Annotated in this window: 15 protein-coding genes and 2 tRNA genes; 7 read left to right on the top strand and 10 right to left on the bottom strand. The window is 43.8% G+C overall.

Annotation, left to right across the window (positions count from 1 at the left end):
* The first annotated feature begins 24 nt into the window (after positions 1–24).
* The gene (locus F995_RS01235) at positions 25–1,329 is read left to right on the top strand and encodes an IS4 family transposase (RefSeq protein ID WP_004282307.1); all 1,305 of its coding nucleotides are present in this window, start codon (positions 25–27) and stop codon (positions 1,327–1,329) included.
* A 44-nt stretch (positions 1,330–1,373) separates the two neighbouring features.
* Here F995_RS01235 and F995_RS01230 read toward each other — a convergent pair whose 3' ends face one another.
* From F995_RS01230 to rsmH, 7 genes are all read right to left on the bottom strand, one after another.
* Positions 1,374–2,177 carry a putative RNA methyltransferase gene (locus F995_RS01230; RefSeq protein WP_004644947.1) on the bottom strand — a complete coding sequence of 268 codons (804 nt, stop codon included), beginning with the start codon at positions 2,175–2,177 and terminating at the stop codon, positions 1,374–1,376.
* Between the two features lie 54 nt (positions 2,178–2,231).
* Positions 2,232–3,350: a phospho-N-acetylmuramoyl-pentapeptide-transferase gene (gene mraY / locus F995_RS01225; protein ID WP_004644946.1), complete on the bottom strand. Its 1,119-nt coding sequence runs from the start codon at positions 3,348–3,350 to the stop codon at positions 2,232–2,234.
* The gene (locus F995_RS01220; protein ID WP_004644945.1) at positions 3,351–4,754 is read right to left on the bottom strand and encodes a UDP-N-acetylmuramoyl-tripeptide--D-alanyl-D-alanine ligase; all 1,404 of its coding nucleotides are present in this window, start codon (positions 4,752–4,754) and stop codon (positions 3,351–3,353) included.
* A gap of 9 nt (positions 4,755–4,763) precedes the next feature.
* Positions 4,764–6,260: a UDP-N-acetylmuramoyl-L-alanyl-D-glutamate--2,6-diaminopimelate ligase gene (locus F995_RS01215; protein WP_004644944.1), complete on the bottom strand. Its 1,497-nt coding sequence runs from the start codon at positions 6,258–6,260 to the stop codon at positions 4,764–4,766.
* 11 nt (positions 6,261–6,271) lie between these two features.
* The gene (gene ftsI / locus F995_RS01210; RefSeq protein WP_004644942.1) at positions 6,272–8,095 is read right to left on the bottom strand and encodes a penicillin-binding protein PBP3; all 1,824 of its coding nucleotides are present in this window, start codon (positions 8,093–8,095) and stop codon (positions 6,272–6,274) included.
* A gap of 15 nt (positions 8,096–8,110) precedes the next feature.
* Entirely contained in the window at positions 8,111–8,377 is a 267-nt protein-coding gene (gene ftsL / locus F995_RS01205; protein ID WP_370940785.1) for a cell division protein FtsL, read from the bottom strand.
* A 76-nt stretch (positions 8,378–8,453) separates the two neighbouring features.
* On the bottom strand, positions 8,454–9,365 hold the full coding sequence (rsmH, locus tag F995_RS01200) for a 16S rRNA (cytosine(1402)-N(4))-methyltransferase RsmH (protein WP_004644941.1): 912 nt from the start codon (positions 9,363–9,365) through the stop codon (positions 8,454–8,456).
* Positions 9,366–9,587: 222 nt separating this feature from the next.
* On the opposite strand from rsmH, the gene F995_RS01195 reads away from it, so the two are divergent.
* A complete protein-coding gene (locus F995_RS01195) occupies positions 9,588–10,892 on the top strand; it encodes an IS4 family transposase (protein WP_004282307.1) in 1,305 nt (434 codons plus the stop codon).
* 58 nt (positions 10,893–10,950) lie between these two features.
* Here the strand turns inward: F995_RS01195 and F995_RS01190 are convergent, their stop codons facing one another.
* The gene (locus tag F995_RS01190) at positions 10,951–11,970 is read right to left on the bottom strand and encodes a sulfate ABC transporter substrate-binding protein (protein ID WP_026055777.1); all 1,020 of its coding nucleotides are present in this window, start codon (positions 11,968–11,970) and stop codon (positions 10,951–10,953) included.
* Positions 11,971–12,214: 244 nt separating this feature from the next.
* Positions 12,215–13,216, bottom strand: a complete 1,002-nt coding sequence (locus F995_RS01185) for a sulfate ABC transporter substrate-binding protein (RefSeq protein WP_026055778.1) — start codon at positions 13,214–13,216, stop codon at positions 12,215–12,217.
* Positions 13,217–13,609: 393 nt separating this feature from the next.
* On the opposite strand from F995_RS01185, the gene F995_RS01180 reads away from it, so the two are divergent.
* From F995_RS01180 to F995_RS01160, 5 genes are all read left to right on the top strand, one after another.
* On the top strand, positions 13,610–13,912 hold the full coding sequence (locus F995_RS01180; RefSeq protein ID WP_004644938.1) for a hypothetical protein: 303 nt from the start codon (positions 13,610–13,612) through the stop codon (positions 13,910–13,912).
* Between the two features lie 127 nt (positions 13,913–14,039).
* Positions 14,040–15,548: a glutamate--tRNA ligase gene (gene gltX / locus F995_RS01175; RefSeq protein ID WP_004644936.1), complete on the top strand. Its 1,509-nt coding sequence runs from the start codon at positions 14,040–14,042 to the stop codon at positions 15,546–15,548.
* 57 nt (positions 15,549–15,605) lie between these two features.
* Positions 15,606–15,681: transfer RNA gene (locus tag F995_RS01170), tRNA-Ala, on the top strand.
* Between the two features lie 37 nt (positions 15,682–15,718).
* Positions 15,719–15,794: transfer RNA gene (locus tag F995_RS01165), tRNA-Glu, on the top strand.
* 157 nt (positions 15,795–15,951) lie between these two features.
* Positions 15,952–16,293: a membrane protein gene (locus F995_RS01160; protein WP_004281123.1), complete on the top strand. Its 342-nt coding sequence runs from the start codon at positions 15,952–15,954 to the stop codon at positions 16,291–16,293.
* A 69-nt stretch (positions 16,294–16,362) separates the two neighbouring features.
* Here the strand turns inward: F995_RS01160 and ettA are convergent, their stop codons facing one another.
* A complete protein-coding gene (gene ettA / locus F995_RS01155) occupies positions 16,363–18,024 on the bottom strand; it encodes an energy-dependent translational throttle protein EttA (RefSeq protein ID WP_004644935.1) in 1,662 nt (553 codons plus the stop codon).
* Positions 18,025–18,274: the final 250 nt, after the last annotated feature.

Raw genomic sequence — 18,274 nt, 5'->3', positions numbered from 1 at the left:
CGTATGTAAATACGCTCTTTTTTTATGAATTTATCTCAGAATCTAGATTTAACATTAAAACAAACCCTACCTTCACTTTCACAATTCAGTGAATTGATTGATTTAAACTGGATTGAAGATTGCTTAGACCAAACAGGTAAAGCATCAATTCGAAAAAGAAAACTGCCTGCTGAACATGTTGTTTGGCTGGTAATCGGACTTGCTCTATTTCGAAATCAACCGATTTGGTATGTGGTTCAACAATTGCAACTTGTTTTCGGTACGGCAGAATACTGTGTACCGAGTGCATCCGTACAAGCAAGACAACGCTTAGGCTTAGAACCCATGAGTGCTTTATTTTCGACATTAAGTCAGGCATGGTTTAAAGACTCACAACAACAATATAGCAACTTTCACGGTCTATGCGTTTGTGCTGTAGATGGTGTGGTTTGGTCTATGCCTCATACAGAAGAAAACTTTAAGCACTTTGGTTCATCCAAAGGCAAAACAGCAGCTGCACCTTACCCACAAGTTAGAGCGACTTGCCTGGTGAATACCAATACCCATGAAATGATTGATGCCCAAATGGGTAGTATGGATCAAGGTGAATTAACCTTAGCCAGTCAATTAAAAGCACCAGTTCGCAGTATTACCCTATTTGATCGTGCTTACTTCTCTGCTGATTTTTTAGTGAGCTGGCAATCTCAGGCAGAAGAGAGTCATTGGTTGATGCGAGCAAAGGACAACCTGCGTTATGAAGTGATTCATCATAATGCGGCCCATGACTTTCAGATCAAAATGCCTGTTTCAGCAAGAGCAAAAAAGATAAATCCGTCATTGGGTGACTATTGGGAAGCACGTTTAATTGAAGTTGAATATGCAGGAAAAATAAGACGTTACATTACATCATTAACAGATTCTAAAGTTTATCCATTCAAAGACCTTGCAATGCTTTATATCCAGCGTTGGGAAATAGAAATGTGTTATCGGGAAATTAAAAGTGATTTACAGGATGCAAGGATTTTAAGAAGCAAACAACCTGATTTGGTCTATCAAGAATTGTGGGGGGTATTTATTGCATATAATATCTTAAGAAGACAGATGAGGTTTATCGCTGAACATGCAAAGGTGAGTCCTTTAAGGATCAGTTTCCATATTGCATCTATGAGTATTATCAATATCTTAAGGCACACACCTTTAGAATCAGCAGGAAACCTACCCAAACATTTAGCGCAATTATTTGAACAATCTAAAATATTTGTATTACCTGAAAAAAGGCAAAGGCAATGTCCGCGAGTAGTGAAAATTAAAGCACAAAAATATCCAAGAAAATGCCAGTCAATTTCTTAACTGACTGGCATTACCTCAGTTGAGGGTTTTTTTATATGCATTTTTTATTTTTTCTGAAACAGGTAAATCTGATATTGCGCCAGTAATTCAAACTGATCCTGCTGTTCAAGTGCTAAACGACGTTCAGGTTTGGCCTTATAAGCATATGGCGTCATCGCAATCAGGTTTTTTAAATCAGCCTGTGGCAAAACCATTGGCGCATCAATCACCTGCTCACTAACCAGATTAAATTCATCTTGCAACTGCTCAACAAACTTCTGCGGCTCGTGTGGTTTGACTTCTTCAAATAGAGCTTCACGCATCGAGTATAAATGTTGCGGTGCCGGTGTCACCACCATCAAATAAGATTTTGGTTTTAGAACTCGCAGGATTTCCTGTTTAGGAATTGGACTAAACAAGCTGGTACACAGATCAATCAACTCATCTAATACTGGTAAAGTCGCTCCAGTTCCTACGACCCAAGTCACCTCTTTATTCAGTTTGGCTGCGACCTGAACCGCATTCTTGGCAATATCGACCCCGACGCATTGCAGCACTTCGGCCCGCATGGCATTCGTATAATAGCCTTCTCCACAACCAATATCTAAAAGGTTTTCAATCCGCAACTCGCGAATCTTTTCCACGACAGCCTGTTGCAAAGGCGCATAATAACCTGCACTGAGAAATGCGCGACGTGCCTGCACAGACTCAGGCGTATCTCCCGGGTTTTTACTGTGCTTATGCTGAACCACATGCAGGTTCACATAGCCTTGTTTGGCGACATCGTAACTATGATGATTCTCACAGCGCCATGTTCTTTCATTTAAGCTCAACTGCTGGCGACAGACTGGGCACATGAGTAAATTCATCATTTTCTCCAAAACAAAAAAGCCGGCATGCGCCGACTTTTTCTCATGCATTTCTTAGCGCAATTTTAAGGTCATTAGACCCAAAACTACCAGCATAATTGTAATAATCCAGAAACGGATCACCACCTGGGTTTCACGCCAGCCTTTCTTTTCATAATGATGATGTAGCGGTGCCATCAGGAATACACGTTTATTGCGCATTCTCAATGAACCAATTTGCAAGAACACTGAAACCGCTTCCACGACAAAGACACCGGCCATAATCGCAAATACGATTTCCTGACGAACCATGACGGCAATCGTACCGAGCATTGCACCGAGAGATAAAGCACCAACATCACCCATAAATACTTGGGCCGGATGGGCATTGTACCAAAGGAAAGCCAGACCCGCTCCGATCATGGCAGCACAGACCACCACCAGTTCAGACGAATATTTCACATAAGGAATATGCAGATAATTGGCAAAGCGCACGTCACCGGCCAAATAGGCAAATACGCCCAAACCTGTAGCAACCAGCACGATTGGCATGATCGCCAGACCATCCAGACCGTCAGTCAAGTTCACGGCATTGGATGCGCCATTAATCACGAAATAGGTAAAAATAATAAAACCAATGCCCAACGGAATCATCGACAATGGAATGCTTAGGTCTTTAAAGAATGGAATCAGCAGATCCAGCATATTCGCGGTATGCACCGGATTGGTCTGTTGCTGTGCAATGACATACAAGGCAATACCGGCACCCAATGAACCCACTGAAGTCCAGAAGAATTTTTTCTTCGCAGGCAAACCCGCATTGTCTTTATAACGGATTTTAATCCAGTCATCAGCCCAGCCTACTGCACCGAAAATCACCATCACACCCAGCACGATCCAGACATAAGGATTGGAAAGATCCGCCCAGAGTAAAGTTGAGATACCGATCGAAAGCAGGATCAGCACACCGCCCATCGTCGGTGTACCCATTTTCTTGGCATGGTTTTCAGGAGCATACGAGCTGACGGCCTGGCCGTATTTCAGCGCCTGAAGCTTGCGAATCATCACAGGACCCAGCACCAGACCGATGGTCAGTGCCGTCAAGACACTGAGCAAAGCACGTAAAGTTAAATAACGAACCACCTGAAACGTGCTGTCAAAGCCCGCCAAGTGTTCAAAGAGCCATAACAGCATTTAGAGTTTCTCCATCAATGCAGCCATCAATGTTTCCATATGGGTAAAACGCGACCCTTTAAATAGAAATGACATCGGCTGAGGTTGATGTGTTTCAATCAAATCAATTAAAAATGGCAAGGCCTGCTCCTGATTCAGGAAAGCCTGCATTTTTTTACCATATTGCGTACTACGGGCACCTTCTTGTGCGGCAGGCGCAAATTCACCCACAGCCACCACAAAGTTAATACCTTTAATAGAGACCAGATCCCGTCCAAGCTTGTAATGCTCGATTGCGGCAGATGAACCGAGTTCACCAATATCGCCGGTGACCATGACCCGGATGCCCTGCTGCTGCGCCAGAACTTCAGCTGCTGCACGCATCGAACCCGGATTGGCATTATAAGTGTCATCAATAAATAAATAGTCTTTGTGCGGAATAAAGTTCAGACGACCTTTCGCACCGACTGCCTGTTCCAGGCCAGCCACGATATCATCCAGACCAATACCGATCGCCAGGGCAAATGCAGCGGCAGCTGTGGCATTTTCGACATTATGCTCGCCGGCAAACGGCAACTGAACCGTTTTCGAGCCTTGTGGCGTATTCAGGGTAAAGCTTGATGATTGAGCATCAAGGACTACATCGCTGGCATAAACTTCACCGCCAGCACCAAAACTCAAGCTTTTTTCAGTTTTTACTGCGGCACGAATGGTTTCAGCAAAATCATCTGCAGCAGGAATAATTGAGATTTCAGAGATATGCGAATAAATCTCGGATTTCGCGCGGCAAATTCCGTCACGGCCGCCAAACTCACCTAAATGTGCCGTCCCAATGTTAATGATCCCCGCCACATGCGGCTGCACCATTTTCGAGGTGTAATCAATTTCACCCTGATGACTTGCACCGAGTTCCATCACCGCATATTGATGTTCAGGACGCAGCTCCAGCAACATTACCGGCACGCCAAGGTCATTATTCAAATTACCACGTGTCACCAAGGTCGGTGCCAGACGAGACAGAATGCTTCCCAGCATTTCTTTAGTCGTGGTCTTGCCACTACTGCCGGTCAAGGCAATGACTTTGAGTTGAGGATTCTGCTGACGGCGATAAGCGCCCAACAATCCCAATGCCAGACGGGTATCTTCTACCACCAATTGGCAAATATCGGCATCCACCGGACGGCTGACAATGGCAATTTCACAACCTTGTGCCGCGACTTGCGCAATAAAGTCGTGCGCGTCAAAACGCTCGCCTTTCAGCGCAAGAAAAGCATCACCCGCTTCTGCATCACGTGAATCAGTCAAAATCCGTTTGACCTGGCCTACAGGCTTTTTATCATTCAACCAGTAGCCTTGAGTAGCCTGCTGTAATTGTTCTATGCTCCACGGCTCCAGCGCCGCAGTACTTGTTGTTGAGGTATGCATATCTGAATCCTAATGCGCTGAATAGGCTGAATCTGTGTTGCAATGCTGGGCATCAATCGCAGCTTGCACTTCGACCACGTCATCAAACCAGTGACGTACGCCATCAATTTCCTGATAATTTTCGTGACCTTTCCCTGCGATCACGACAATATCACCCGCCTGTGCATGTTTAACCGCAAACTTGATCGCTTCACGACGGTCATGAATTTCATGATAGGTTTTGCCCGAAAAATCAATGCCATTTTTCATATCAGCAAAAATTTGTACCGGATCTTCCGTCCGCGGGTTATCAGAAGTGAGTACTGCGATATCTGAACCCTCTAAAGCAGCCTGAGTCATCAGTGGACGTTTACCGCGATCACGATCACCGCCACAGCCGAAAACAGCCCAGAGATTTTGTGAAACATGACGTTTCAAGGTCACCAGAACCTGGATCAAAGCATCTGGGGTATGCGCATAATCCACTACAAACAGACGTTCGCCATCACGCAGCACCTGCATCCGACCGGGCGCACCTTTGAGCTGTGGCACAGTTGCAATCAAACTTTCCAAGTCAAATCCGGCCTGTTCCGCCATGATCAGACTGGCCACCAGATTTTCAATATTGAAATGTCCCAGCAATGGACTGTTAACCACATATTCAGCAGAGGCAGTTTTCAGCTTAAAGGTCGCACCTGAAATGCTGTACTGAATATCCTGAACCTGATAATCCGCTTTTTGTGTGGTGGAATAAGTCAAAATTTTAGGCTGTGCCGGATTATTTTTCGCAGCATCCAGCATGATCTGTGCATGTTCGTCATCAATATTGATGACAGCCACTTTTAAAGATTCAAACCGGAATAAACGTGATTTTGCTTCTGCATAAGCTTGCAACGTACCGTGATAATCCAGATGGTCACGGCTCAAATTGCTGTAACCCGCAATCTCGATATCACAGCCATTCAAGCGACCTTGTTCCAGACCATGTGAGCTGGCTTCAATCGAGGCAAATTCCGCACCGGCCTGCGCATAGCCATGCAAGGCATTTTGCAATTGCAAGGCATCCAGGGTGGTATGCGAAGATGCTTCCAGATTTGGCAGAATGCCGTTACCTGTTGTGCCCATCACTGCACAAGCTTTGCCTTGCAGCATGATGAATTCAGCCACCAAGCGAGAAATCGTGGTTTTACCGTTGGTGCCGGTGACTGCCAAAATTCGAGCAGCTTGAACAGGTTGAGTAGCTTGCAAATACTGCTTTTGCCATTGCCCCATTAGATGACGTACATCTGCCACCACCAAATTTGGAGATACATCCAGCTCAGTTTCTGAAATCACAGCCAATGCACCATGATCCAAAGCTTTCTGGGCAAATTGAGCAGTTTTTTCCGGTTGTGACAGACTGGTCAAGGCAATAAAAATCTGTCCCGGTTTAACTTTACGACTATCCAGCTCGAAGCCCTGAAAGGATTGCTTCATCCAGTCAGCGGCCTCATGAGAGGTGTAGATATCTTGAAATGTAATAGACATTGATCACCTATTTACTGGACTTTGGGAGGTTCTAAAGGTTTGTCCAAAGGGACATTCAGGAGACGCAGAGATTCCTGCATCACGCGGGCAAAGACCGGTGCAGATACGGTACCCCCATAGTAGGTGCCCTGTGGGTTTTCTACCACCACCACCATGGCGATCCGTGGATCACTGACGGGTGCTACACCGGCAAATAAAGCCCGGTATTCATTGGTCGAATAACCTTTACGGTCAGCACGCAGCTTATGTGCAGTACCGGTTTTACCTGCCACACGATAGCCTGGAATGGTTGCGCGAGTCGCCGTACCACCTGGCAAGGTTGCGGTTTCCATCATCATCAGCACCTGATCGGCAATATTGGCATCGATCATCTGTTCACCCTGCGGCTGTTCTTCCAGCTTATACAGACTTAGCGGCATTTTTACGCCTTTATTGGCCAGCATGGCATAGGCGTCAGCCAGCTGAAGGACGGTCGCATTCAGGCCATAACCATAGGACATGGTCGCCACTTCTGATACATTCCATTTGCTTGGCGGCAGAATCAGACCAGCACTTTCCCCCGGGAATTTCACCGCTGAACGCTGACCAAAACCGAGGCGTTTATAGAAGGTTGGTAAGGTTTCATACGGCAACGATAAGGCCAGTTTCGCCACACCAACGTTAGAGGATTTCTGGATAATGCCACCCAAAGTCAACTGACCATAGTTATGCGTATCACGAATGGTATGATTACCAACCCGCATACTGCCCGGTGTGGTATTCACGACTGAATTCGCCGTATATTTGCCACTTTCCAAGGCCATCGCTACAGTGAGCGGCTTCATGGTCGAGCCCGGCTCGAAAGAATCGACTGCACCGCGGTTACGCATGGCATCCTTATTGAGCAGGCTGTTTTTATCATTCGGGTTATAGGATGGCCATGAGGACAGCGCCAGAATTTCACCGGTTTTGACATCTACCGCAATCGCAGTCGCTGAACGGGCATTATTGGCAACACCGGCCGCCGTCAGCTCACGGTACATAATATATTGGAGACGCGAGTCGATACTCAGGGTAATATTTTCGCCCGGCTCAACTTCTTTAATCACTTCAGGTTCTTTGACCCGGTTGCCTTTTTTATCGCGAATGATCTGCTGCTCGCCATCCTTTCCGGAAAGACGGCTATTCAGCTGCATTTCCAGACCTTCAATGCCGCTGCCTTCGCTATTGGTCAAGCCAATAATCTGAGAGTTTGGCTGCGGCTGCGGATAATAACGTTTATAGTTTTTCTCGGTATATACGCCCTGAAACTTACGTTTCATGATCAGTTCGGCCTGTTGTGGCGGAACTTCTTTTTTCAGGATCAGATAACGTGAACGCGGACGTTCTTCCATTTTTTTGCGCAGTTCTGCCCGATCCATACCGACTGCATCAGCCAGCTCATCCAGATTCAGGTTTTTATCGGGTAACTGACGTTTGAGCTTGCGGCTATTCGGTTCTTTTTCCAGCGCCAGCATGGTCTCGTCATAGAGTTTTTTATTGTCAAAATAATCACGTGGATCAATCACAATTTTCATGATCGGAGTACTGATCGCCAATGGAATGCCATTACGATCATAAATCACGCCACGCATCGCCTTGATGGTATTGGTTCTTAAAATATTGGCATTGGCTTTATTTTGCAAAAAATCTTTATTAATAATCTGTACATAGAAAGCACGGCAAATCAGTGTCACAAAACACAGCAGCACCACCGCCCACATGATGTAAAAACGATTGATATAAACATTTGAGGCATTTTTGTCGGTGACCGATTGTTTTTTACGTACCGGTTGCTTCTTTCTCTTGTCTACCATGTCGGAACGCTAGCCTTATTTTTTCTCATCTGAAGTTTGTGGTAAGGAAATCACGACACTTTGTGAAACCGGAGGTGAATACATACGCAGCTGTGTCACTGCACGCGTACCGATCTGTGCCGTCGCGCCAAAAGTTTGCTGTTCAATTAGCAAACGCCCCCACTCTGCATTCAGGTCATCCCTTTCACGCAGATAGGTACTCAGCTTTCTGTTGTCCTGACGGTATTCAAATACCTGAAATACCACAAATACTGCACTGATGAAGACCATCAATATCAGCATGAGATAGATTGTAACTTTTTTCAGCCACAATTTTTCTGTTTTTTTATCAACCACTTCCGTTTTCATGATCTGCCTATTAAGCTAAACGTTCTGCTACCCGGAGCCATGCGCTACGTGAACGAGGATTGGCTTTGACCTCCTCCTCACTGGCTTTAACACGAGAAACTTTCTTTAAACGTCGCGTATCTTTCTGTTGTTGTGGCATTCCCCAGCCTGAATCCTCTTCAAGCGTTGACTCTTTTTGAATAAATTGTTTAATCAAACGGTCTTCCAGTGAATGGAAGCTAATCACCGCCAAACGTGCTTCAGGTTTCAAGATTTCAACGGCCTGAGGCAAGAAGATTTCAATATCTTCTAATTCCTTATTAATAGCAATACGAATCGCCTGGAAAGTACGGGTCGCAGCATGCTTATTTTTTTCCCATTTCGGATGCGCTACTTTTACGATCTCAGCCAGCTTTGCCGTGGTATCAATATATCCAGCAGCTTTAATTGCTTTGGCAATACGGCGACTATAACGCTCTTCACCATATTTAAAAATGATATTCGCCAGCGCTTCTTCTTCAATCTGGGTCAGCCATTCTGCTGCGGTCGGACCTTGCGAGTTATCCATGCGCATATCCAGCGGGCCATCTTTCATAAAACTGAAACCACGTTCAGCCTGATCCAGCTGCGGTGAAGAAACACCGAGATCCGCCATTACCCCATCGACGTGTTCAATGCCCAGTTCAGCCAATGCATCTTTCAGATCAGCAAAGCTGGCATGAATAATTTTAAAACGTGAATCTTCTTGTTCGAGTTCAGCCGCTACAGCCAGTGCTTGTGGATCTTTATCAAAGGCATAGACGCGTGCATTTTCATCTAATTTGGACAGTAATAAACGCGTATGCCCACCACGGCCAAAGGTACCATCCACATAAGTTCCCGTATTGCGACCCGCCAACAAGGCATCAATCGTTTCGTGAAGTAATACAGAAATATGTGACATAAAAACTCAATCAATAGGGGGAAAAATTTAACTGCACATTATCACCCTGTTTAGGCAAAGCTCCAAACGACTTTTTGTAGATAAATATTACTTTCCATAGAGAAAACCGTTTTAGCATTTTTCTAATACAAGAAAGCCTCCGGTTTTGGAGTAATGCCAGTCAGTTAAGCAAAAAAAGTTAAAATGCTGTAAAAAGAGCGTATGTAAATACGCTCTTTTTTTATGAATTTATCTCAGAATCTAGATTTAACATTAAAACAAACCCTACCTTCACTTTCACAATTCAGTGAATTGATTGATTTAAACTGGATTGAAGATTGCTTAGACCAAACAGGTAAAGCATCAATTCGAAAAAGAAAACTGCCTGCTGAACATGTTGTTTGGCTGGTAATCGGACTTGCTCTATTTCGAAATCAACCGATTTGGTATGTGGTTCAACAATTGCAACTTGTTTTCGGTACGGCAGAATACTGTGTACCGAGTGCATCCGTACAAGCAAGACAACGCTTAGGCTTAGAACCCATGAGTGCTTTATTTTCGACATTAAGTCAGGCATGGTTTAAAGACTCACAACAACAATATAGCAACTTTCACGGTCTATGCGTTTGTGCTGTAGATGGTGTGGTTTGGTCTATGCCTCATACAGAAGAAAACTTTAAGCACTTTGGTTCATCCAAAGGCAAAACAGCAGCTGCACCTTACCCACAAGTTAGAGCGACTTGCCTGGTGAATACCAATACCCATGAAATGATTGATGCCCAAATGGGTAGTATGGATCAAGGTGAATTAACCTTAGCCAGTCAATTAAAAGCACCAGTTCGCAGTATTACCCTATTTGATCGTGCTTACTTCTCTGCTGATTTTTTAGTGAGCTGGCAATCTCAGGCAGAAGAGAGTCATTGGTTGATGCGAGCAAAGGACAACCTGCGTTATGAAGTGATTCATCATAATGCGGCCCATGACTTTCAGATCAAAATGCCTGTTTCAGCAAGAGCAAAAAAGATAAATCCGTCATTGGGTGACTATTGGGAAGCACGTTTAATTGAAGTTGAATATGCAGGAAAAATAAGACGTTACATTACATCATTAACAGATTCTAAAGTTTATCCATTCAAAGACCTTGCAATGCTTTATATCCAGCGTTGGGAAATAGAAATGTGTTATCGGGAAATTAAAAGTGATTTACAGGATGCAAGGATTTTAAGAAGCAAACAACCTGATTTGGTCTATCAAGAATTGTGGGGGGTATTTATTGCATATAATATCTTAAGAAGACAGATGAGGTTTATCGCTGAACATGCAAAGGTGAGTCCTTTAAGGATCAGTTTCCATATTGCATCTATGAGTATTATCAATATCTTAAGGCACACACCTTTAGAATCAGCAGGAAACCTACCCAAACATTTAGCGCAATTATTTGAACAATCTAAAATATTTGTATTACCTGAAAAAAGGCAAAGGCAATGTCCGCGAGTAGTGAAAATTAAAGCACAAAAATATCCAAGAAAATGCCAGTCAATTTCTTAACTGACTGGCATTACCGGTTTTGGAGGCTTTTTTCAATCCAGATGACTTGGCAGATCAATTAACGTTTGCTGTTATAAATCTGGTCGAAAATTGCACCATTCACAAAATGGGTTTTCTGTGCATTGGCCCAACCACCAAAGACTTCATCAATGGTAAAGGTTTTGATTTTCGGGAACTGTGCTGAATATTTGGCTAATACTTTTTCATTACGTGGACGATAGAAATGTTTAGCTGCCATTTCCTGACCCAACGGTGAATACAGGTAATTGATATAACCTGTTGCTAACCATTTATTGCCATTTTTCTCTACCGTACGATCCACAATCGCCACTGACGGTTCAGTCAAAATCGTAATCGATGGATAAACGATATCAAACTTGTTTTTACCCAAGGTTTTTTGCGTGACCAAGGCTTCATTTTCCCAAGTCAGCAATACATCGCCAATTCCACGCTCGGCAAAGGTGGTCATTGAAGCACGTGCAGCAGAATCCATCACTTTCACGTTCTTATAAAGTTTGCCAACAAAATCCTGTGCTTTAGCTTTATTGCCGCCTGGCTGTTTCTCGGCATAACCCCATGCAGACAGATACACCCAACGCGGCAAACCACCCGTTTTCGGGTTTGGCGTAATAATTTGCACGCCTGGTTTGGTTAAGTCATTCCAGTCCTTGATACCTTTTGGGTTACCCTTGCGTACCATGAATACGATCGTCGAGGTATAAGGTGCCGAGTTGTGTGGGAATTCCTTTTGCCAGCCTGGTTGAATCTGGCCAGATTTCACAATTTCTTCAATGTCATTGGCGAGTGCCAAGGTCACCACATCACCTTTCAGGCCATCGACCACAGAACGTGCCTGTTTGCCCGAACCGCCATGTGACTGCTTAAAATTCACATCCAGACCGGTGCGGTTTTTCCAGTAAGCCCCAAATGATTTGTTAAATTCATCATAGAACTCACGCGTGGCATCATAGGATACATTCAGAAACTGACGGTCTGCTGCTTGTGAAGCAGTCGCGGTCATGCCTAAACCAGTCGCCAATAAGGCAGCACTAAATAACGATTTTAATTGAGTTTTCATGGCAGCACGGAGTTTATCTTCATTAGATATAACTATATGAAATAAAATCATTTATCGCAATTCACCCTACAACATCACAACACGATAAAATGAAAGGTTTTTCTGACTTAATATTTTGTTTTTAAAAGGAAAATACAATTTATTATTCTACTTATATCTAATATATAGAATTTTATGCATTAGATATAAAGAAAATGGATAACACTTTAGCCATTTTCTTTATTGTATTTAGACTACAGCTTACTTATCTTTTTTCATTGTAAATCTGGTCATAAATCGCCCCATTGATAAAATGCGTTTTTTGCGCTTTGGCCCAACCACCAAAAACTTTATCAATGGTAAAGGTCTGTATTTTCGGGAACTGGGCTGAATATTTAGCAGCGACTTTGGCATCCCGCGGGCGGAAGAAATATTTCGCAGCAAGCTCCTGCCCTTTTGGTGAATATAAATAGTTCAAATAGCCTTTTGCCAGATGGGTAGTCCCATTTTTATTCACGTTCTTATCGACAATCGCTACCGATGGCTCGGCCAGAATTGAAATCGATGGATAGACGATATCGTATTTGTCTTTACCCAGACCTTGGGTCGCCAGCAAAGCTTCATTTTCCCAGGATAAAAGCACATCACCAATGCCGCGCTCGGCAAACGTGGTCAGTGAACCACGGGCACCGGAATCTAACACTTTGACATTTTGATAAAGTTTTTTCACCAGCTCTTTGGCTTTCGCATCATTACCGCCGGGCTGTTTCAGTGCATAACCCCAAGCAGACAGGTAGATCCAACGCGGCGCACCACCGGTTTTCGGGTTTGGGGTAATAATGTCCACACCCGCTTTGGTCAGATCATTCCAGTCTTTGATTTGCTTCGGATTCCCTTTACGCACCAAGAATACAATCGTAGAGGTATAAGGTGCCGAATTACTCGAAAACTCTTTTTGCCAACCTTTCTCTATTAAACCTGCATTGACGATTTCTTCGATATCATTGGCTAAGGCCAGGGTCACGATATCAGCCTGCAAACCATCGACCACTGAACGCGCCTGCTTGCCTGAACCACCATGCGACTGTTTAAAATTAACCGTTTGTCCGGTTTTCTGCTTCCAGAACTTGTCAAATTCTTCATTATATTCCTGATAAAATTCACGGGTTGGGTCATAAGAGACATTCAGGAAATCTTTAGCGACGGAATTCTGTACTGCTGTTCCCACTATAATTGTCAAGATTGCGGATGCTATTATTTTTTTCATCTGATGTAACTCAGTGTTTATATGACCTGCACTATACAAATCAAAAATAAACATGACAATCATATATTTATAACAATATCTATAATCTATTTCTGATTTTGAGATATCTACTAACAATTAAATTCGGATACATATTCTGCTAGAAAAGTAATCTTCTGCTACAATATAAGACAGTTCTTCACGTTCTCTTCACAGTTGTCTGTTAAAAATAGGCCACCAAAACAGGAAATTACGATTTTTGGTAATTTTCCACAGAGTTATATTATTTCTTTTGTAAAAAATGTGACTTGGTTCTACTTCTTTATGATCAACTGTGATTAAATTGTAGACAGAGTATTAAAAAAACATTTTTAACAAAATAAAACCAACCAGAAGTAAGGAGGAAGTTTGGATATGAAATTTACATTATTCACAGCCAGCATCCTAAGCCTGATTATGTTGTTCTCGATTCAACTCGGTCATGCCGTCGTTGTGAAGACAGATTTGCCGAAGCCTACAGTAAGCACTGTTGAAAGCAAGACTTCGCCGATTGAAAAAGCGATTCAGCAACAAAAAACTGAAAAAACACTTCAAACAGAAGATAATCTAAAAGTCTTAACTGCATTTAAAGTCGCACCTTCGCAAAGTTTCTTTGCAGAACAGAATTACCGCTTCACCCGCTTTGTCCAAAGTATTTTTTCGAACGCTCATTCTTAATCAGCCTCAACAGCGCTGAATATTCCCAGATTTAAAAGCCACATCACTCAATGTTGAATAAAGCATTAAGTGATGTGGCTTTTTCGCTATAATAGCTGCAATTTTATATCTAAGATTAGATCCGGTTATGACTGTTCGTACTCGTATTGCACCTTCTCCTACTGGTTTTCCGCATGTAGGTACTGCCTATATCGCCTTGTTTAACTTATGTTTTGCTAAACAGCATGGCGGTGAATTCATTCTTCGTATTGAAGATACTGACCAACTGCGTTCAACGCCTGAATCTGAAAAAATGATCCTGGATTCATTGCGCTGGCTGGGTCTGAACTGGTCTGAAGGTCCTGATGTCGGTGGCCCGCATGCGCCATACCGTCAGTCAGAACGTATGGATATCTATAAAAATTATGCCTTGGAACTGGTAGAGAAAGGTCATGCTTTCTACTGTTTCGCAACTGCTGAAGAACTGGATCAAATGCGTGCAGAACAGCAGGCACGTGGTGAGTCGCCACGTTATGACGGTCGCGGTCTGAATCTCACTCAAGAAGAAGTTGAGCGCCGTTTGGCTGCTGGTGAAGCACACGTCATCCGTATGAAAGTACCAACTGAAGGCGTATGTAAATTCAATGACATGCTACGTGGTGAAGTCGAGATTCCATGGGCACAAGTAGACATGCAGATTCTGCTAAAAACCGATGGCCTCCCAACCTACCACTTGGCTAACGTGGTGGATGACCATTTGATGCAAATCACCCACGTAATTCGTGGTGAAGAATGGATTCCATCTGCACCAAAACATCAGTTGCTATATCAATATTTTGGTTGGGAAATGCCGATACTATGCCACATGCCACTGCTGCGTAACCCGGATAAATCTAAGCTGTCTAAACGTAAAAACCCGACCTCAATTAACTACTATAGAGACATCGGTGTATTGCCTGAAGCCTTGTTGAACTACTTGGGTCGTATGGGCTGGTCAATGCCAGATGAAAGTGAAAAATTCACTTTGGCTGAAATGATTGAACATTTTGATATCAAACGTGTATCACTCGGTGGTCCGATCTTTGATGTCGAGAAACTAAACTGGCTGAATGGTCAATGGATCAAGGCACTCAGCCCGGCTGAACTTCTAGACACTTTATTGGCCTGGAAAGCAGATCGTGTCAAATTAGAAGAAATTGCCGCTGCGATTCAGCCACGTATTAACCTGCTGTCTGAAGCAGTGAACTGGTCGGCACATTATTTCAACCACTTCCCGACTCTGTCTAAAGAACAGTTTGAAAGCAAGAAACTGTCGGATGAACAGGTACGTCAAAGTCTTCAATTCGCAATTTGGCGTCTGGAAAGTCTGTTCACCTGGAATAACGACACGGTGAGCCAGACCTTGATGGACCTGGCGACACAGATGGAAATCAAGCTACGTGATTTCATGCCTGCCTTCTTTATTGCGATTGCCGGTTCGACTGCGTCTACACCAGTGATGCAAACGATGGTGACCATTGGTCCTGATTTAACCTTTGCACGTTTACGTCGTGCGCTGGAAATTGTCGGTGGTCCAAGTAAAAAAGAGCTGAAAGTCTGGGAAAAACTTAATGAAAGCTTAAAGTTGCCGAAAAATGAAGCAGTTGATCAAGCTTAATTAATTTTTGTGTTGACGTGTGAGCGCGATATCCCTAATATAGCGCTCACACAGACTGGGGTCATAGCTCAGTTGGTAGAGCGCTACAATGGCATTGTAGAGGTCAGGAGTTCGATCCTCCTTGACTCCACCAAATCAAGTCTTGCTTTAGCTGTGTTATTGCCTCAATTGTCCCTATCGTCTAGAGGCCTAGGACATCGCCCTTTCACGGCGGTAACCGGGGTTCGAATCCCCGTAGGGACGCCATATTCAAGATGACCATAATATATTATGGTGATCTTATAAAAAACCCAAGCATTGCGACTTGGGTTTTTTATTGCCTGTATATTTTATGTTGGGCAATATTTCGGTTTCTTCGCATCTTCCGATAAAATAATCAGTAATTTAGAATTTTGGAGTTGTAATGCAATATCGTTGCCCTAAGTGTCAAAGCCCGAAAATCATGCCGGTGGCCCAGCCAGGTCAAGCAGCTCCACGTCCGGTGGTTCCTAAAAGCCTGATGTTTCTGGTGCCCGCCCTATTCCTATTATTATTGCTAGTGATCATCAGTATCGCGATGTGGATCTTTGGTGATGGTGCAGGTACAACTTTACAGACTGCAACCGTCATCGTCTTTATTCTTTCTTTGATTGCAGGCTTTATGTTCTATAAAGATTTGCCTGATTTTAAAATTTCCATGCAGGCCTTCATGCAGACCCAAAAGAAATGGAAATGTCGTGAATGTAATCATGAGTGGGAAATCTAAGTCATTACCCACCACCCTATAAGCACAAAAACCAGCCCGAAGGCTGGTTTTTTATTTTAAAATCAGGGATTAAACACCAATTTTACGGTATTTTTGACGCTTCGCAACCAGATCATCACCATCGCGCTTACGGCGATATTCTTCAAACTCAGCATAGTTACCGGTGAAGAATTCAGGGGTTTCGCCTTCAAATGACAAAATGTGCGTTGCAATACGGTCCAGGAACCAACGGTCATGCGAGATCACCATCACAGTACCCGGGAACACCAGAATGGCATCCTCAAGCGCACGTAAGGTTTCGATGTCCAAGTCGTTTGACGGTTCATCGAGCAAGATTACGTTAGCACCCATTTGCAGGATTTTCGCAAGTTGTAAACGGTTACGCTCACCACCTGACAATTGACCGACACGTTTTTGCTGATCCTGGCCTTTAAAGTTAAAACGACCGATATATGCACGAGATGCAATTTCGTATTCGCCAATCTTCAAGATGTCTAAACCGCCAGAAACTTCTTCCCAAACCGTTTTGTTGTCATCAAGCGTGTCACGAATCTGACCCACATAAGCCACTTTCACCGACTCACCCAGTACCACAGAACCGGTATCCGGTTGTTGTTCACCGGTCATCATGCGGAACAGTGTGGTTTTACCTGCACCGTTCTCACCGACGATACCCACGATCGCAGCAGGCGGTACAACGAATGATAAATCTTTATACAGGGTACGATCACCAAACGATTTGCTGATGCCTTCAACTTCTACAACCTTGTTGCCTAGACGTGGGCCAGGTGGAATGTAGATTTCAGAGGTTTCGTTACGCTGTTGGAATTCACGCGAGTTAAGCTCTTCAAAACGCTCCATACGCGCTTTGTTTTTCTTTTGCTGGCCTTTGGCATTTGAGCGAACCCATTCAAGTCCTTTTTTCAATGCTTTAGCAAAAGATTCTTCTTGCTTGTTCTCTTGCTCTAGACGCGCATTTTTCTGCTCTAACCAAGAAGAGTAGTTACCTTGGTATGGAATGCCCATGCCACGGTCAAGCTCAAGAATCCACTCAGCCACGTTATCCAAGAAATAACGGTCATGCGTAATCGCAACGATGGTACCCGGGAAGTCTTTCAAGAAACGTTCTAACCAGGCAACAGATGATGCATCTAAATGGTTCGTCGGTTCGTCAAGAAGCAACATGTCTGGCTTAGACAAGAGCAAACGGCACAGTGCCACACGGCGGCGTTCACCACCTGAAAGCAGTTTAACATCGGCATCCCAAGCTGGAAGGTTCAGTGCAGCAGCTGCCTGATCCATCTGATTGGCAAGGTTATGTGCATCCCATGCATGGATAATGGCTTCGAGCTTTTCTTGCTCTTTTGCAAGTGCATCAAAGTCAGCATCTTCTGCTGCATATTCTGCAAATACTTCGTCAAGACGTGCCAAAGCATCCAGCGGCTCACGCAGACCATCTTCAACGTTGCCACGCACGTCTTTAGTTTCATCTAAAGGCGGCTCTTGCTCGAGATAACCGATTTTAGTACCTGGTTGTGCACGTGCTTCACCAGAGAAATCTTTATCTACGCCCGCCATAATACGAAGCAAGGTCGATTTACCTGCACCGTTTAGACCAAGCACACCAATTTTTGCGCCCGGGAAAAATGATAAGGAGATATCTTTCAGGATTTCGCGTTTCGGCGGCACCATCTTAGACACTCGGTTCATCGTATAAATATATTGGGCCACGTAGGACTCCTCAACTGAAAAACCAAATGGGGTTAAAACAACCACCCCAGCTCAAAAAAGAGCGAAAAAATAATCGGCTATTATACGCAGAAAGCTGCGAAAACATAAGCCATTGCCATGAACTTCAATGCATTGTTACAAGTTTATTGATGATGTTTTTTTAAACAGTTGTTTTCAGTAAAATAAACGACTCAAATCCAGGTCGATATATGAATATTTCATATATTTATTTCAATAAAATTGCACTTTT

Source organism: Acinetobacter sp. CIP A162 (assembly GCF_000367905.1).
Taxonomy (GTDB): domain Bacteria; phylum Pseudomonadota; class Gammaproteobacteria; order Pseudomonadales; family Moraxellaceae; genus Acinetobacter; species Acinetobacter lwoffii.
This window is presented reverse-complemented; position numbering and strand designations above follow the sequence as displayed.

What these genes read in the sequence shown, in the direction of transcription:
- mraY (WP_004644946.1), bottom strand. Translation starts at nt 3,350, where the DNA reads ATGCTGTTATGGCTCTTTGAACACTTGGCGGGCTTTGACAGCACGTTT.
- F995_RS01185 (WP_026055778.1), bottom strand. Translation starts at nt 13,216, where the DNA reads ATGAAAAAAATAATAGCATCCGCAATCTTGACAATTATAGTGGGAACA.
- F995_RS01235 (WP_004282307.1), top strand. Translation starts at nt 25, where the DNA reads ATGAATTTATCTCAGAATCTAGATTTAACATTAAAACAAACCCTACCT.
- F995_RS01180 (WP_004644938.1), top strand. Translation starts at nt 13,610, where the DNA reads ATGAAATTTACATTATTCACAGCCAGCATCCTAAGCCTGATTATGTTG.
- F995_RS01195 (WP_004282307.1), top strand. Translation starts at nt 9,588, where the DNA reads ATGAATTTATCTCAGAATCTAGATTTAACATTAAAACAAACCCTACCT.
- gltX (WP_004644936.1), top strand. Translation starts at nt 14,040, where the DNA reads ATGACTGTTCGTACTCGTATTGCACCTTCTCCTACTGGTTTTCCGCAT.
- F995_RS01220 (WP_004644945.1), bottom strand. Translation starts at nt 4,754, where the DNA reads ATGCATACCTCAACAACAAGTACTGCGGCGCTGGAGCCGTGGAGCATA.
- F995_RS01160 (WP_004281123.1), top strand. Translation starts at nt 15,952, where the DNA reads ATGCAATATCGTTGCCCTAAGTGTCAAAGCCCGAAAATCATGCCGGTG.
- F995_RS01230 (WP_004644947.1), bottom strand. Translation starts at nt 2,177, where the DNA reads ATGAATTTACTCATGTGCCCAGTCTGTCGCCAGCAGTTGAGCTTAAAT.
- rsmH (WP_004644941.1), bottom strand. Translation starts at nt 9,365, where the DNA reads ATGTCACATATTTCTGTATTACTTCACGAAACGATTGATGCCTTGTTG.
- ftsI (WP_004644942.1), bottom strand. Translation starts at nt 8,095, where the DNA reads ATGGTAGACAAGAGAAAGAAGCAACCGGTACGTAAAAAACAATCGGTC.
- F995_RS01190 (WP_026055777.1), bottom strand. Translation starts at nt 11,970, where the DNA reads ATGAAAACTCAATTAAAATCGTTATTTAGTGCTGCCTTATTGGCGACT.
- ftsL (WP_370940785.1), bottom strand. Translation starts at nt 8,377, where the DNA reads ATGCTGATATTGATGGTCTTCATCAGTGCAGTATTTGTGGTATTTCAG.
- F995_RS01215 (WP_004644944.1), bottom strand. Translation starts at nt 6,260, where the DNA reads ATGTCTATTACATTTCAAGATATCTACACCTCTCATGAGGCCGCTGAC.